Here is a 15,756-nt window from a genome sequence, read left to right as displayed (position 1 = left end):
GCTCACTCCTGCTTCTGCCCGGTGGCGAACCGCGTCACGATCAGCGCGAGGATGATCACCGCACCGTACGACGCCTTGATGTAGAAGCCGGAAACGCCCTGCAACCGCAGGATCTGCTCCACGAGCCCCAGCATCAGCACGCCCGACAGAGCGCCGAACAACGTGCCCTTGCCGCCCTGCAGCGAGATCCCGCCGATCACGGCGGCCGCGAAGACCTGGAAGATCATGCCCTCGCCCTGCGTGGCGGCGACGGACCCGAGCCGTCCGGTCATCAGGATGCCCGCGATCACGGCCAGCACCGAGCCGATGATCAGCACGATCCACACCACCCGGTCGACCCGGATGCCCGCCGCGCGGGCCGCCTCCGAGTTGCCGCCGATCGCGTACAACGAACGCCCGGCGCGCAGGTACTTCAGCACGAAGATGCCCGCCGCGTAACAGACGATGCAGATCCACACCGCCGCCGGCAGCCCGAGCCAGGTCGTGGAACCCAGGTACAGGAACGACTCCGGCACGTCGATCAGCGACTTGCCCTCGGTGATCGCGAGCTGCAGACCGCGCAGCATCGTCAGCATGCCCAGGGTCACCATGAACCCGGACAGCCCGACCTTGAGGATCAGGAACCCGTTCAGGCCACCGATCGCGACGCCGATCAGGATGCACAACGGCAACGCGAGCCACGCGGCCAGACCGACGTCCAGCCCACCGGCCGACGACGGGATGATCAACGCGACCGCCAGCGCGGGTGCGAGACCGACCGTCGACTCCAGCGACAGGTCCATCTTGCCGACGATCAGGATCATCGCCTGCCCGAGCACCAGCAACGACAGCTCGCTCTGCTGGGTCAGCACGGCGATCAGGTTGTTGGCCGTCAGGAAGATCGGCGACAACACCGCCCCGATGACCAGCAGCAGGATGATCACCGGGACCAGGGCGAGGTCCTGGTAGCGCGCCAGCCGGAACTTCTGCTTCTCGGGCGCGGGTGCCGCGACCGGTGGAGTCATGGCCTTGGTCATTCCGAGCTCATTCCTTCGATCGCAGAGATGAGTTCCTGGTCGCGCCAGCCCCGTGCGAACTCCCGCACGACCCGGCCGTGGAACAGCACCAGAACACGGTCGCAGACCCGCAGGTCGTCCAGCTCGTCCGAGACGACGATCGCCGTCTTGCCCCGCCGCGCCTGCGCGTCGACGACCCCGAGCAGCGACTCCTTGGACTTCACGTCGACACCCGCGGTCGGGTTGATCAGCACCAGCACGGACGGGTCGCCGGCCAGCGCACGCGCCATCACGACCTTCTGCTGGTTGCCACCGGACAGGTCCGAGACCGGTTGGTCCGGCCCGGCGGCCTTGACGTCGTACGACGCGATCGCCGTGCTGCCCGCCGACCGTTGCGCCGACGGCCACACGAACGCTCCCGCCGTGCTCATCGTCGCGTTCTCCGCGATCGACAGGTCCAGCACGAGCCCCTGGTGGTGCCGATCCCTTGGCACACAGCCGATTCCCGCTCGAAGAGCAGCCGGAACGTCACCGCCGCGCACCTCGGAGCCGTTCACCGAGATCGTGCCGAGCGACGGCTTGCGCAGCCCGTAGACCGTCTCGGCGAACTCGTGCTTGCCCGACGACGCGCTGCCCGCGAGCCCGATGACCTCACCGCGGGTCGCCGACAGCGAGATGTCCGAGAAGTGGTCGCCGCTCAACGACGACACCGCCAGCACTTCCTCCACAGAAGAAGGCCGGTCGTCGCCGCTGGGCACGTTCAGCCCGCCGGCCTCACCCGTCATCGCCTCGATCAGGTCGGGCTTCGACATCTCGGCCACCGGCGCGGTGACGATGTGCCGCGCGTCGCGGTAGACCGTCACCGTCTGGCAGACCTCGTAGACCTCCTGCAGGTGGTGGGAGATGAAGAGGAACGTCACTCCCTTGTCCTGCAACGACCTCATGCGGTCGAACAGCCGCTCGATCGCCGGTCCGTCGAGCTGCGCGGTCGGTTCGTCGAGGATCACGAACCGCGAGCCGATCGACAGCGCCCGCGCGATCTCGACGAGTTGCCGCTGTTCCACGGTCAGCGTGGACACCAGCGCGTCCGGCCGCACCGCGACGTCGTAGGTCTCCAGCAACGCCGAAGCCTCGGCACGCAGCTTCTTCCAGCTGATCAGCCCGCCGCCGAGGTCCTGCCGGTTGATGAACAGGTTCTCGGCGACGGACAGCTCGGGCACGACCGTCGACTTCTGGTACACGCAGGCCACGTGCCGGCGCCAGGCAGCGCTGTCCGCGACCGGCGGCGCGGGTTCGCCGAAGAAGGTGACCTCGCCCGCGTCCGGCGTCTGCATGCCGGTGAGGACGGAGACCAACGTCGACTTGCCCGCTCCGTTGCGACCGACGAGCGCGTGCGACTCGCCGGCCCGGATCTCGATGCCCACGTCGTCCAACGCGAGCGTCCGACCGAACCTCTTCGTCACGCCACGCGCGACTGCCGCGTACTCGCTCATCAGATCTGGTTACCCCAGAACGCCTTGTCGTCGACGTTCTCCTTGGTGATCAGCGGGGCCGGGAGCTGGTCCTCCAGGCGGCCGCCGCCGGTGTCGACGATCGTGGAGTCGTGGTCGGTCGGGCCTGGCTGGAACGTCTTGCCCTCGACGGCGGCCTTCGCGTAGAAGAGCGCCCACTGCGCGTAGAGGTCGGCCGGCTGCGACACGGTCGCGTCGATCTCGCCCTTGCGGATGGCCTCCAGCTCCTGCGGGATGCCGTCGTTGGAGACGATGAAGATGTGCTTCGGGTCGGTCGGCGGGACGATCAGGTTCTTCTGCCGCAACACCTGCAGCGTCGGCGTGAGGAACGCGCCACCGGCCTGCATGTAGATGCCGTTGATGTCCGGGTGCTGGTTCAGTCTGGTCTGCAGGGCCGCGGACGCCTTCGGGCCCTCCCAGTCGGTCGGCTCCTCGAACACCGTGATGCCGGGGTAGTCCTTCTTCATGCAGGCGGCGAACGCCTCGGAGCGGTCCCGGCCGTTGACCGACGCCAGCGCGCCCTGGAACTCGACGACCTTGCCCTTGCCACCCAGCTTGTCGCCGAGGAACTTGCAGGCCTTCTCGCCGTACGCCTTGTTGTCCGCGCGCACGACCATGTAGGTCTTGCCCTTGTCGGGGCGGGTGTCGACGGTGACGACGGGGATCTTCGCCTTCTCCAGACGGTCCAAAGTGGACGCGATCGCACCCGTGTCCTGCGGCGCCATGATGATCGCCTTGGCGCCCAGCGACTGCAGCGACTGGGCGTTGGCCACGAGGTTCTCGACCTTGTTCTGCGAGTTCGTGGGGTTCAGCAGGTTGACGCCGAGGTCCTTGGCCTTGTCCGGGAAGTACTTGATGTAGGAGTTCCAGAAGTCGGTGTCGGCACGCGGGTGGTCGGCACCGATCGGGCCGACACCACCGGCACCGGTGCCCGCTGCTCCGCCACCACAGGCGGACAGCGTCAGTGCACCGGCGAGCGCGAGGCACACCGCGGCGGTGAGGTTGCGACGCTTCATCGTTGTCTTGCCTTTCATGACTGCTGGGGACGCAAGCGCAGGCCGTACATGCCACCGTCGACGGCGAGGATCGTGCCGGCGGTGGATCCCGAAAGCGGGCTCGCCAGGTAGGCGATGGCTCCCGCGACCTCATCGGCGGAGACGAGCCGGCCGTGCGGCTGGCGTGCCTCCAACGCGGCTCGTTCGGCGGCGGGGTCCGGTGCCGAGTCGAGCAGGCGGCCCACCCACGGGGTGTCCGCCGTGCCGGGGGCGACCGCGTTGACGCGAATGCCTTCGCGGACGTGGTCGGCGGCCATCGCGAGGGTGAGCGAGTACACCGCGCCCTTGCTGGCCGAGTAGAGAGCACGCTGCGGGAGCCCGGCCCAGGCAGCGATGGAGCAGGTGTTCACGATCGCCGCGGACGGCGAGTTCCGCAGATGCGGCAGCGCGGCCCGCGAGACGCGGACCATGCCCAGCACGTTGACGTCGAGCACCTTGGACCACGTGGCGTCGTCGTTGGCCGCGACGTCGCCCTGCGCGCCGATGCCCGCGTTGTTGACCACGACGTCGATCCGTCCGAACCGCTCGGCGACCTCGGCGATGGCGGCCCGGACGCTCTCGTCGTCCGACACGTCCGCGCGGATCCCGACCAGCGGGTCCTTCACGTCCGGGTTCAGGTCCAGCGCGACGGCCGTGGCGCCGCGGGACGCGAGCAGTTCCGCGGTCGCGAGGCCGATGCCGGACGCGCCACCCGTGACGACGGCGACAAGTCCTTCGAAGTCAGTCATTCTCGGCCTCCAGAGCAGTCCACACAGGACCCTCGGGGTACACGTAGTCGGCCAGGGTCTGGTCCTTGAGCTGCGCGGAGAAGCCCGGCTCCGCGGGTGCCAGGTAGCGGCCGTTCTCGACGACGGCCGGGTCCAGGAAGTGTTCGTGCAGGTGGTCGACCCACTCGATCACGCGCTCGCCGACCTCGCCGGAGATCGCGACGTAGTCGAAGAACGAGAGGTGCCGAACCAGCTCGCACAGGCCGACACCGCCGGCGTGCGGGCACACCGGGATGTCGAACTTCCTGGCCAGCAACAGGATCGCGATGTTCTCGTTCACGCCCGCGACACGGCACGCGTCGAGCTGGAGCACGTCGATCGCGCCGGCCTGCAGGAGCTGCTTGAAGATCACGCGGTTCTGCACGTGCTCGCCGGTGGCGACCCGGATCGGGGCCAGCGCGTCGGCGATCGCGCGGTGCGCCAGCACGTCGTCCGGCGAGGTGGGCTCCTCGATCCAGTACGGGTTGTACGGCGCCAGTTCCTTCATCCAGCGCACGGCCGTGTCGACGTCCCAGCGCTGGTTCGCGTCCACCGCCACGCGGGTGTTCTCGCCGACGACCTCGCGGGCGAGCTTCATCCGGCGGACGTCGTCGTCGAGGCTGCCACCGACCTTGAGCTTGATCATGTCGAAGCCGTCGGCGAGGGCCTGGCGGGCGAGTCCGGCGAGCTTCTCGTCGGAGTAGCCGAGCCAGCCCGGTGACGTCGTGTAGGCCGGGTACCCGTCACGGGCGATGGTGTCCGCGCGTTCGGCCTTGCCGTGCTCGACCTTGCGCAGGATCTGCAACGCCTCGTCCGGCGTCAACGCATCGGAGAGGTACCGGAAGTCGACGAGGCTGACGATCTCCTCGGGCGTCATCTGCGCGAGGAACCTCCAGACCGGCAACCCGGCGCGGCGGGCGGCGAGGTCCCACGCGGCGTTGACGACGGCGCCGATCGCCATGTGCGCGACGCCCTTCTCGGGGCCGAGCCAGCGGATCTGCGAGTCGCCGATGAGCTCGAAGTACAGCTCCGCCAGCGCTTTCGCGTTCTCCGGCACGTCCTTGCCGACGACGTGCGGTGCCAGTGCCTTGATGGCGGCGGCCTGCACGTCGTTGCCGCGGCCGATGGTGAACGCGAGCCCGTGGCCCTCGGGTCCGTCGTCGGTGCGCAGCACGACGTAGGCGGCCGAGTAGTCCGGGTCCGGGTTCATCGCGTCGGAGCCGTCGAGCTCACGTGACGTCGGGAACCGGATGTCGAGGACGTCCAGTGCGGTGATCTTCGGCATGGTGTCAGGCCTGCCCGAGGGTCTGGCGTTGCTTGCCGAGGCCTTCGATCTCCAGCTCGACCACGTCGCCGGCGCGCAGGTACGGCTTGGGCTCGGGCTGGCCGAGCGCGACACCAGCGGGTGTACCCGTGTTGATGACGTCACCCGGACGAAGGACAAGGAACTGGCTGAGGTAGCGCACGATCTCCGCCACCGGGAAGATCATGTTCTTGGTGGACGAGTTCTGCTTGATCTCGCCGTTCACCCAGAGCCGCATCTCCAGGCTCTGCGGGTCGGCGATCTCGTCGGCGGGCACGAGGAAGGGGCCGAGCGGGTTGAACGTCTCGCAGTTCTTGCCCTTGTCCCACGTCCCGCCGCGTTCGATCTGGAACTCGCGCTCGGAGACGTCGTGCGAGAGCACGTACGCGCCGACGCACGCCAGAGCGTCCTCTTCGGACTCGAGGTAGCGAGCGGTGCGCCCGATGACGACGCCGAGCTCGACCTCCCAGTCGGTCTTCACGGACCGGCGGGGGACGAGCACCTCGTCGTACGGGCCGACGATCGTGTCGGGCGTCTTGAGGAACATCACCGGCTCGCCCGGGATGGTCGCGCCGGTCTCCTCCGCGTGGTCGCGGTAGTTGAGGCCGATGCAGATGACCTTGCCCGGATGCGCCAGCGGCGAGCCGACGCGCACGCCCTCGGTGCTCAACGCTTCGAGCTCACCGGCTTCGAGGGCGGACCGCACGCGGCCGACGCCGTCGTTCGCGAGGAACGCCCCGTCGATGTCCGGGGTGATCGGCAGGAGGTCGTATGTGGTCCCGTCATCGGTCCTGACTGCAGGACGCTCGTCACCGACCGGCCCCAGACGCAAGAACTGCACGGCCGTTCCTCCTCTGCTCACACCCTACGAAATACATCGGATGTATAGCCCCGCAACACCGCCTGCGTCTAGGGCTCAGCATGAAGTCGTCCGATGAATAAGAGGAGTTGATCATGAATCTCGTGGCCGTATCGCTCCTGGCGGGCGCACTGCTCGCACCGGTGGCCCCGGTCGGGACTGTAACCGTTTTCGTGGAGCTGACCTCGGACGCAGCCGTGGATTCGGGTACGGCCGCGCAGGCCCGTTCCGCCCGGGATCGGACCTCCGAACACGTGTCCCGGGTCGTCTCCCGGTCCGGTGGCCGGGAAGTCGCCCGAACGACCAACGCGGTGCCCGGCGTCGTCCTCGCGGCGGACCGGTCGCGCCTGTCCGCCCTGGCGCGCATGCCCGAGGTCAGGGCGGTGCACCGGATGGTCCCGAAGAAGCTCGCGAACGCGCACGCCGTCCGGCTCACCCGGACGTCCGACGTGTGGAAGTCGCTCGGGAAGTTCGGCGACGGCGTGCGGATCGGTGTGATCGACACCGGCATCGACTACCGGCACGCGGACTTCGGCGGCGGCACCTTCCCCAACGGCAAGGTCGTCGGCGGCTACGACTTCGCGGGCGACGCCTACACCGGCTCGTCCGGGTCGATCCCCGAGCCCGACGCCGACCCGGTCGACTGCGAGGGCCACGGCACGCACGTCGCCGGCACCGCGGCCGGGTACGGGGTCAACGCCGACGGCACGACCTACCGCGGCTCCTACTCGTCGGTCGACCTCGACTCCCTGAAGATCGGCCCCGGTACGGCACCGCGCGCGTCGCTCTACGCGTTGAAGGTGTTCGGCTGCGAGGGCGGCACGAACCTGACCGCGCGGGCGCTGGACTGGGCGCTCGACCCCAACGGCGACGGTGACTTCTCCGACAAGCTCGACGTCGTGAACCTCTCGCTGGGCAGCGACTTCGGCGCATCGGACGACCCGGACGCGCTGTTCGTGCGCAAGCTGGTGGAGCACGGCGTGGTGGTGGTCGCGGCGGCCGGCAACGGTGGCGACTTCTACGACGTGTCCGGCTCTCCCGGCAACTCCCCCGAGGCGATCTCCGTGGCGAACAGCCGCGACTCGTTCTCGATGCTGGACGGGCTCGAGGTCGCCGGGAAGCAGTACGCCGGCCAGTACAGCCAGAACTTCAAGGACTCGTTCGACCTGGATCTGCCCGTCGTGCGGCTTTCGTCCGATGTGGACGGGTGCAAGCCCATCTCGCAGGCGCTCGCCGGGAAGATCGTCTGGCTGGAGTGGGACGACAACGACGCCACCCGCGCCTGCGGTTCGGGCGCCCGCACGGACAACGCCTGGAAGGCCGGAGCGGCCGGGGTGCTGCTGCCGACCACGTTGCCGGTGTTCGCGGCCGGAATCGCCGGAAACGCGCACATCCCGGCGTTCCAGCTGACGGCGGCGGCGTCCTCGGCAGTGCGCCCGGCGCTCGAGGCCGGGACGTTGACCGCGCACCTGACCTCGGCGTTGAAGGTCAAGGTGCCGTTCGTCGAACCCTCGATCCAGGACACGATCACGCCGTCGTCGTCGCGTTCGCGTTCGTCGATCGCGGTGGCCGCTCCGGGTGACACGATCTTCTCCGCCGCATCCGGGACGGCCTCCGCGGGCGTGTCGATGGGCGGCACCTCCATGGCATCGCCGCACGTGGCAGGTATCGCCGCGCTGCTGCGCGAGGTCCATCCGGAGTGGACGGTCGCGGAGGTCAAGGCCGCGCTGACGAACACCGCGTCCGGCGTGATCAAGGACTCGAAGGGCGTGCGCGAGGCCCCGATGCGGGTCGGCGCGGGCCGGGTCGACGGACTCGCCGCGCTGTCGTCGGACGTGCTGGCGCTGGGCGACGCGTCGTTCGGCACGGTGGAGGTCGGCGGGCCGGTGCTGACCAGCCGGACGTTGAAGCTGGTCAACAAGGGCGCGCAGACCGTCCGACTGCGGGCTCAGTACGAGCCGATCACCACCGTGCCGGGGGTGTCCTTCCAGGTCACCGCGCCGTACGTCGTGCTGCGGCCGGGTGGTTCGGCGTCGGTGCCCGTGCAGCTGCGGATCTCGAACCCCGCCGCGTTGCGCAAGACGCCCGACCCGACGGTCTCGCTGGACGAAGGCCGTCAGTTCCTCGCCGAGGCGTCCGGGCTCGTGACGTTCACGGGTGACCGCTCGCTGCGCGTCCCGGTCTACGCGGCGCCGAAGCCGGTGTCGCGCCTGACCGTGGCCGGTGGCCGCGTGGCCGGCCGTGGCCTCGACCAGCCCGATTACCAGTCGCGGATGACCGTGTTGCAACTCGGCGCGCGTTCCGACCGGCTGCCTCCGTGCGGCCCCGAGGTGCAGGACGACTGCGCCGTGAACCGCACGGCCCGCGGCGGCGACCTGCGGTACGTCGGCGCGACGGCGACTCCCGACCTGCTGGCATTCGGCGTCGCGACCTGGGACACCTGGGCGAACATCGGCAGCAACACCCAGCCGGAGGTGCGGTTCTCCGTGGGTGGCAAGAACTTCGTGACCACGGCCGTGAAGCCGGCCAACCCCGACGGTGACGTGACCGCCGACATCTGGCTCGCGCGGACGAAGGAAGCCGGTTCGGACGAGGTCCTGGACGAGCAGCCGCTGAACGGGTTCGACGGGGCGACCGACACGAACCTGTTCGACAGCGACGTCGTGGTGCTGCCCGTTTCGCGGTCCTTGCTGCCATCCGGCCCGGTGACCTACACCGTTGGCGTGCAGAGTCGTTACACCGCGCCGGCGGACGAGGACGACCTGGTCGACGTCGCCCCCGAGGCCACCTTCGACTACGGCCTGATCGTCCCGTCACTGTCCACAGTGGTCCGTACGGGTGATCTTGTTCCTTCTGGATCGTTGGTGTTGTTCCACCACAACGCGAGCGGTAACCGCGCTTTCGTGAGGTGACACCCGGTTGGGCGTGCCTCAGCTGAGCGTCTCTCGGCATACTCCGTCTTTATGGATCTGGTCGTGGGACTCGACGCTGGCGGCACGTCCACCAGGGCACTGGTGCTCGGACTCGACGGCGCCCGCCTGGGCCAGGGCCTGGCGGGCGGCGCGAACCCCAACTCGCACCCGCCCGCCGTGGCCGCCGCCCACATCGCCGAGGCGCTGACGGAAGCGTTGGACGGCCTCGACTCCCGCAAGGTCCGCTCCGGCGTCCTCGGCATGGCCGGCGCCTCCCGGATGACCGACCCCGCGGTCTTGGACCTCTTCCAAGCAGCCTGGGAACGTGCGGGCCTGCACTGCCCGATGCGCGTGATCACCGACTGCGAGGCCGCGTTCGCCACCGGCACCTCCTCCCCCGACGGCACGGTCCTGGTGGCGGGCACCGGTTCCATCGCGGGCCGCATCACCGCCCACCGCATGGTCGCCCAGTCCGGCGGCTACGGCTGGCTGATCGGCGACGACGGCTCGGCGTTCTGGCTGGGTCGTGAGGCCGTGCGGGCGACGTTGAAACTGCTCGACCTCGACGCGCCGCTGGAAGGCCTGGCCACCGCGGTGCTGACGGTCGCAGGCGCGAAGAACCGCGGCCAGCTGATCACCGCCGTGAACTCGGCGCCTCCGATCAAGCTCGCCCAGTTCGCGCCGCTGGTGAGTTCCGCCTACCACCACGGCGATCCGGAGGCGCTGGCGATCGTGGCCTCCGCCGCCCGCCTGCTCGCCGACACGGCCACCGCCGTTCGCGAACCGTCCGACACCTCGCCGATCGTGCTGGTCGGCAGCCTGATCAAGACGCCGGTCGGCACGCACCTGAAGGAAGAACTGGTCAGCCGGTGCAACGCCCAGGTGATCATGGCGACGGAGGGTGCGGCGGGCGCGGCCTGGCTGGCGGCCGTCGAAGTGCTGGGGCCGGACGCGCCGAGGCCCAGCAGGTCATGAGGCCAGCAGCCGGCCCGAGTGCGGCGTTCGCTCGTGGTAGGCGCGCAGCAGGCCGGCGTGCACGTCGTCCACGTGTTCGGCGGCGTCGGCGTGCCACACCAGCGAGATCCGCCGGTGCAGCGGGTTGCCGATGATCGGCTTGAGCAGCACGCCCGGCAGGTCGTGACCGGGGAAGAACCCCGCCACGGCACCGGTCGAGCGCACCAGGTCCGCCGCGACGACCGGGTCGACGCCGAAGTGCGCGCACCGCGGCGTGAATCCGACTGCCTCGCAGGCGAGTTCGAGGTTCAGCCGGCCGCCGTGGTTCTCGTCCGGCACGACCCACTCCTCGCCGGCGAGCTCGGACAGCAACACCTCGCTGCGTCCGGACAACCGGTGGCCCACCGGGACGCCGACGAGCATGCGTTCCGTGACGAGGCCGCGGAGGCCGACGGTGTTCGGGAACCGCAACGGACTGCGCGGGAACTCGACCACCAGGGCCAGGTCGAGGTCGCCCGTGCGCACGAGTTCCAGCACGGCGTCGCCGCCGCGTTCGACGTGCGTGGTCTGCGGCAGGTTCGGCAGCACCTCGCGGACCACCTCGACCAGCAACGCCGTCGGCGCGCCCGCGACCCCTCCCAGCCGGATGCCGGAGTCGCCGCGTTCGGCCAGCTTGTGCGACGTGACGAGCAGGTCGTCGAACCGTTCGACCAGGTCCTGGGCTCGCAGCACGACGTGGCGGCCCAGCTCGGTGAGTTCGACGCCTTCGGTGCTGCGCAGGAACAAGGGGCCGCCGAGGCTCGCCTCGATCCGCCTCACCTGGGTGGTGAGCCCGGCCTGGGCGATCTTCATCTGCGACGCGGCGCGGCTGATGCTGCCCGCACGCGCCACGGTCAGCACCACGTGCAGATGCCTCAGCTCCATTCGCACTGAGGAAGCCTAAAGCAGTCAACGAGCCACAAACACGGCCACGCGGGTGTCACTAGATCACGCTCCGTCGCCATAGCAAGGGTGATTGCTCTGTCTGGCCGATAACTCCGCAGTTATCGACAGCTCACACCTGCCGCTGCGCGCGCGGGCTGCCCCAGGCTTCTGTTGACCACCAAACGACTGCAGGGGTGTGAGCGCCATGAGGAAAGCGTTGCGGCTGCGACGCCTTTCCCGTCCGCACGACGACAGGTACCTCTTCGTGCCGTTGGACCACAGCGTTTCGGACGGACCGGTGGTGCCGCGGGACCGGTGGCAGGACCTGATCCGCGCCGTCGTGCAGGGCGGTGCCGACGCCGTCATCGTCCACAAAGGACGTGTCCGCACCATCGATCCGTTGGTGCTCGGCGGATGCGCGTTGATCGTGCACCTCAGTGCGGGCACCGCGCACATGGCCGACGTCAACGCCAAGGTGATCGTCGGTGAGGTCGACGAGGCGTTGCGGCTCGGTGCGGACGCGGTGAGCGTGCACGTCAACATCGGCTCCGACACGGAAGCGCGCCAGCTCACCGACCTCGGCAGGGTCGCTGCGGCGTGCGACTCGTGGAACGTCCCGTTGGTCGTGATGGCCTACGCACGCGGGCCGCGCGTCGGCGACCCGCGCGATCCCGCTCTCCTCGCGCACGTCGTCAACATCGCGGCGGACCTGGGCGCGGACATCGTCAAGACCAACCTCGCGCACCCGGTCGAGGACATGGCGGACGTGGTGGAGAACTGCCCGATCCCCGTCATCGTCGCGGGTGGCCCGGCCTCCGCGCACAGCCTCGCCGGCCACGCCCGCGTCGCGATGGCGGCTGGCTGCGCGGGCCTCGCCGTGGGACGACGGGTCTTCACCTCCCCGGCACCGATGCCGCTGGTCGCGGAACTGGCGTCGATCGTCCACGCGCCCACCGACGCAAGTCTCATCCACGCACTGACAGCTTTGGAGAACCGGTGAAGTTCGCCTGGATCGACCTCAGAACCGTCCCCGAAGCGCACCGCACCGCCGTGGTCGACGCGGCCGTGCACAGCCGCGTCGCCGGAGTCGTCGCGGACGATCCCGCACTGCTGGACGGTTTGCCGCCGACGATCACCCGAGTGCTGCTCGCCGCGGAACCGGTCGACAGCCCTCATCTGGTGTGCCTGACGGTGCACGACGACGACCAACTCGACCGGTTGCCCGTCGGTTCGGCGTTCGTGACGGTCAGCGACGACCGCACGCTCAAACTCGCCTGTGCCGCGGCACAACGGCTCGACCACACCGTCGTCACGTTCACCGACCCGACGAAGATCCCCCTCGAGATCGTGATCGCGGCCGCCAACGGCGCACCGGGCAAGCTGATCACCGTCGTCTCCGACCTGGTCGAGGCGGCGATCGTCCTGGAGTGCCTGGAACACGGCTCGGACGGCGTGCTCATGGCCCCTTCCGACGCGACCGACGTGTTCCAGCTGGCGCGACTCCTGGAAGCGACCTCTCCACCGCTCGAGTTGACCACTTTGACCGTGGAGGCGTTGACCCACAACGGCCTCGGCGATCGCGTCTGCGTCGACACCGCGTCGCACTTCCGCGAGGACGAGGGCATCCTCGTCGGCTCGTTCTCCTCGGGTTTCATCCTGTGTTGCAGCGAGACGCATCCGTTGCCGTACATGCCGACGCGTCCGTTCCGGGTCAACGCGGGCGCACTCCACTCGTACGTGCTGGGCCCGGCGAACCGCACGAACTACCTGTCCGAACTGCGTTCCGGCAGCAAGGTCCTCGCCGTCGACTCCGAGGGCCGCACCCGCGAACTGACCGTCGGCCGCGCCAAACTCGAATCCCGCCCGATGCTCACGATCACCGCACGCTCCCTCGACGGCGTCGTGGTCGACCTGATGGTGCAGGACGACTGGCACGTCCGCGTGCTGGGCCCAGGCGGCAAGGTGCTGAACGTGACCGAACTCCGCCCCGGCGACTCGTTGCTCGGGTACGTCGCGTCCGAGCAACGGCACGTGGGTCTCCCGATCGGCGAGTTCTGCAAGGAGTCCTGACATGCGTGCGTTCATCACCGACCTCCTGCACCGCCACGGCGACGAAGTACCGATCTTCAGCCACCGCAACACAGTCACGCACGGCCTGCTCCGCGCCGACGTGGCGGCGCACGCGCTTCGTTTCGCCGCAGTGGGAATCGGCGACGGCAGCACAGTCGCCGTCCAGGTGCCACCGAGCTTCAGCCACCTGGAAGCCGTGCTCGCGTTGTGGAGCCTCGGTGCCCGGGTGATCTCGATCGACCACCGCCTCCGCCCGGCCGAGGCCCACGTCCTGCACTCGTTGACCCGCCCCGAGTTCCTCGTGCACCCCAGCGGCGAGATCGCGCCCGGCTTCCAGGAGCGGTACGGCCTCGTGGCGTCACCCGTCGAGGGCGTCCCCGCAGCTACTCCGCACCGCCTGGTGCAGTTCAGCTCCGGCTCGACCGGCCGTTCCAAGGTGATCGGCCGCGGCACCCAGTCGCTGATCGACGAGGTCGCACGCTTCTCCGCGTCCGACGGCATGGTGCGCCGCGGCGAACGCCTGCTGCTCCTCAATTCCCCGGCCCACAGCTTCGGCCTGATCGGCGGCCTGCTGCACTCCCTCGCGGCAGGCGTGCACCTCGTGTTCGCCGCAAACCCCTCTGCCGCAGCACATCAGGCACGTGCGTTCGAGGTCGACTTCATCACCGGCCTGCCGTTCCACTTCGACCTTCTCGCGTCCGCCCCTCTGCCCAAGGTGCGAGGCGCGTTCGCGGGCGGCGAACTCATGCCTCCCGACGTGGCGGCCCGCTTCCTCGCCACCCACGGCTTCCCGGTCGGAGAATGCTTCGGCACCACCGAAACCGGCGCCCTCACCATGGCCGTAGGCGGCACCGTCCGCCCGTCCGTCGGCCCGCTGATGCCGGGCGTCACCGCCCGCGTGCGCGACGGCCTGGTCGAGGTGGCACTGCCGGAATCTCCCTACCTGGACGCGGACTCGCCGCGCTTCTCGGGCGGCTGGTTCCGCACCGGCGACCGCGGCGAGTTCGCGGGCAACGAACTCCGCCTGCTCGGCCGCTCCGACTCGCTGGTCGTGGTGCGCGGCAACAAGGTCGACCTCACCGAGGTGGAGACCGTCCTACGTGGACACCCCCACGTCACCGAGGCCGTGGCCGTAGGCCCAGACATCCGCGCGTACGTGGGCACCAACAACAACGCACTCACCGCACACACATTGTCCCAGTGGTGCACAGAGAGGCTCGCGGAGTTCAAACTCCCCCAGCACATCCACGTGATGGAAACACTTCCGAGAACACCGAGCGGCAAGATCATCAGAAACATGGAGCCGCTCCATGCGTCCTACCTTCAGGCACATTCGGCCGGAAACAATGGCACCGAATGACTTCTCGGGCCTAGCTTTCCGGCATGCCCAAAAGATCGTCCAGCGTGGTGGGCCGGGAGTTCGGTGGCAGCGTGCGCGCCATCATCGCCAGGACCGGCCACAACCACCGCAGGCTCGCCGAACTCCTCGGCTGGCAGGAAGCCAAGATCTCGGACATGACGCTCGGCAAGGGCGGCGTGTCCGAGACCGACGTCATCCTGCTGCTCGGCTACTGCCAGGCCACGGTCGAGGAACGAGAACACCTGCTGGCGTTGTTCCAGGAGTCAGGAAATGCCTGGCTCCAGATCCCCCAGGACGGCGTGCCCGACCAGGTGCGCACACTGATCGAGCAGGAAAGAGACGCGGAGGAGATCCTCTGCTGGTCGATGATCGTCGTCCCCGGTCTGTTGCAGACACCCGAATACGGCTACGTCGTGACCGAGCACTCAACGGTGATCGAGGCGGACGACGTCCCGAAGGTCGCCGCCGCGAGGGCCGCGCGGACGGACATCCTGGAACCGGGCCGGAGCTTCACCTTCTTCGTGCACGAGCAGGCACTCGAACTCCAGGTCGGCGGTCCGGAGATCTGGCGCGAGCAACTGGCCCACCTGCTCAGGATGTCCGTGCGGAAGTACATCAGTCTGCGGATCGTTCCTAGGTCAGCAGGAATGCACGCGGGCGCCGCCGGTGACTTCCGGGTGATGAAGTTTCCGAAGTACCCGCCCGTCGTCTACATCGACAGCGTGAATTCGTGCCTCTTCTTCGACGACCCGGACACCATCAAGGTCCACGAGGACATCCTGACGGCCCTCGCAGCCGTTGCGCTGACTGAGGAAGAATCGAGGGCGGTGATCGACAACATCTTGGAGGGTCTCTGATGACCACCTGGCGCAAGAGCAGCTACAGCGGCAGCAGCGACAACTGCGTCGAGGTGGGCCACGGCGTAGGCATCCGCGACACCAAATCGCCGGCCACCCACCTCCCCCTCTCCGCCGACACCTGGTCAGCGTTCCTGCGCCACCTGACCCATTTCCCCAGCGCAGCCCGGTAACCCTCGGTAACGTCCCCCTCACGCACGTGCAAGGGGG

General features: G+C 68.9%; 14 protein-coding genes. 7 read left to right on the top strand and 7 right to left on the bottom strand.

Annotated features, from left to right (window positions below; all coding sequences use genetic code 11):
• Window positions 1-2: 2 nt before the first annotated feature.
• Genes PV646_RS13235 through PV646_RS13210 form a run of 6 tightly spaced genes read right to left on the bottom strand, consistent with a single transcriptional unit; the run spans window position 3 to window position 6,451 of the window.
• A complete protein-coding gene (locus PV646_RS13235; protein ID WP_500341702.1) occupies window positions 3-1,016 on the bottom strand; it encodes an ABC transporter permease in 1,014 nt (337 codons plus the stop codon).
• Window positions 1,013-2,488: a sugar ABC transporter ATP-binding protein gene (locus PV646_RS13230; protein WP_500341701.1), complete on the bottom strand. Its 1,476-nt coding sequence runs from the start codon at window positions 2,486-2,488 to the stop codon at window positions 1,013-1,015. The genes PV646_RS13235 and PV646_RS13230 overlap by 4 nt, the downstream gene beginning before the upstream one ends.
• A complete protein-coding gene (locus PV646_RS13225; RefSeq protein ID WP_500341700.1) occupies window positions 2,488-3,522 on the bottom strand; it encodes a sugar ABC transporter substrate-binding protein in 1,035 nt (344 codons plus the stop codon). The genes PV646_RS13230 and PV646_RS13225 overlap by 1 nt, the downstream gene beginning before the upstream one ends.
• Window positions 3,523-3,536: 14 nt before the next feature.
• A complete protein-coding gene (locus PV646_RS13220; protein WP_500341699.1) occupies window positions 3,537-4,289 on the bottom strand; it encodes an SDR family NAD(P)-dependent oxidoreductase in 753 nt (250 codons plus the stop codon).
• On the bottom strand, window positions 4,282-5,592 hold the full coding sequence (locus PV646_RS13215; protein WP_500341698.1) for an enolase C-terminal domain-like protein: 1,311 nt from the start codon (window positions 5,590-5,592) through the stop codon (window positions 4,282-4,284). Before PV646_RS13215 ends, PV646_RS13220 begins: the two co-directional genes overlap by 8 nt.
• Window positions 5,593-5,596: 4 nt before the next feature.
• Window positions 5,597-6,451, bottom strand: coding sequence for a fumarylacetoacetate hydrolase family protein (locus PV646_RS13210; protein WP_500341697.1), 855 nt, complete (start codon window positions 6,449-6,451; stop codon window positions 5,597-5,599).
• A gap of 113 nt (window positions 6,452-6,564) precedes the next feature.
• On the opposite strand from PV646_RS13210, the gene PV646_RS13205 reads away from it, so the two are divergent.
• Complete coding sequence (locus PV646_RS13205; RefSeq protein WP_500341696.1) at window positions 6,565-9,381, top strand: S8 family peptidase; 2,817 nt, start codon at window positions 6,565-6,567, stop codon at window positions 9,379-9,381.
• A gap of 63 nt (window positions 9,382-9,444) precedes the next feature.
• The gene (locus PV646_RS13200; protein ID WP_500341695.1) at window positions 9,445-10,356 is read left to right on the top strand and encodes an N-acetylglucosamine kinase; all 912 of its coding nucleotides are present in this window, start codon (window positions 9,445-9,447) and stop codon (window positions 10,354-10,356) included.
• Here the strand turns inward: PV646_RS13200 and PV646_RS13195 are convergent.
• Window positions 10,351-11,259, bottom strand: coding sequence for a LysR family transcriptional regulator (locus PV646_RS13195; protein WP_500342384.1), 909 nt, complete (start codon window positions 11,257-11,259; stop codon window positions 10,351-10,353). The genes PV646_RS13200 and PV646_RS13195 overlap by 6 nt on opposite strands.
• A gap of 205 nt (window positions 11,260-11,464) precedes the next feature.
• Between PV646_RS13195 and PV646_RS13190 the strand changes: the two genes are divergently transcribed.
• Genes PV646_RS13190 through PV646_RS13170 form a run of 5 tightly spaced genes read left to right on the top strand, consistent with a single transcriptional unit; the run spans window position 11,465 to window position 15,719 of the window.
• The gene (locus PV646_RS13190) at window positions 11,465-12,259 is read left to right on the top strand and encodes a 2-amino-3,7-dideoxy-D-threo-hept-6-ulosonate synthase (RefSeq protein WP_500341694.1); all 795 of its coding nucleotides are present in this window, start codon (window positions 11,465-11,467) and stop codon (window positions 12,257-12,259) included.
• Window positions 12,256-13,329 carry a 3-dehydroquinate synthase II family protein gene (locus PV646_RS13185; RefSeq protein ID WP_500341693.1) on the top strand — a complete coding sequence of 358 codons (1,074 nt, stop codon included), beginning with the start codon at window positions 12,256-12,258 and terminating at the stop codon, window positions 13,327-13,329. The genes PV646_RS13190 and PV646_RS13185 overlap by 4 nt, the downstream gene beginning before the upstream one ends.
• Window position 13,330: 1 nt before the next feature.
• Entirely contained in the window at window positions 13,331-14,689 is a 1,359-nt protein-coding gene (locus tag PV646_RS13180) for a class I adenylate-forming enzyme family protein (protein ID WP_500341692.1), read from the top strand.
• Window positions 14,690-14,712: 23 nt separating this feature from the next.
• Window positions 14,713-15,546 (top strand): helix-turn-helix domain-containing protein, encoded by an 834-nt coding sequence (locus PV646_RS13175; RefSeq protein WP_500341691.1) that lies wholly within the window; start codon window positions 14,713-14,715, stop codon window positions 15,544-15,546.
• A complete protein-coding gene (locus PV646_RS13170) occupies window positions 15,546-15,719 on the top strand; it encodes a DUF397 domain-containing protein (RefSeq protein WP_500341690.1) in 174 nt (57 codons plus the stop codon). The genes PV646_RS13175 and PV646_RS13170 overlap by 1 nt, the downstream gene beginning before the upstream one ends.
• The last annotated feature ends 37 nt before the right edge of the window (window positions 15,720-15,756 follow it).

This window comes from Streptomyces sp. ID05-26A, from assembly GCF_033794685.1.
In the GTDB taxonomy this organism is placed as follows: domain Bacteria; phylum Actinomycetota; class Actinomycetes; order Mycobacteriales; family Pseudonocardiaceae; genus Lentzea.
The sequence above is the reverse complement of the archived record's forward strand: the minus strand, read 5'-3'. Positions and strand labels throughout refer to the sequence as shown.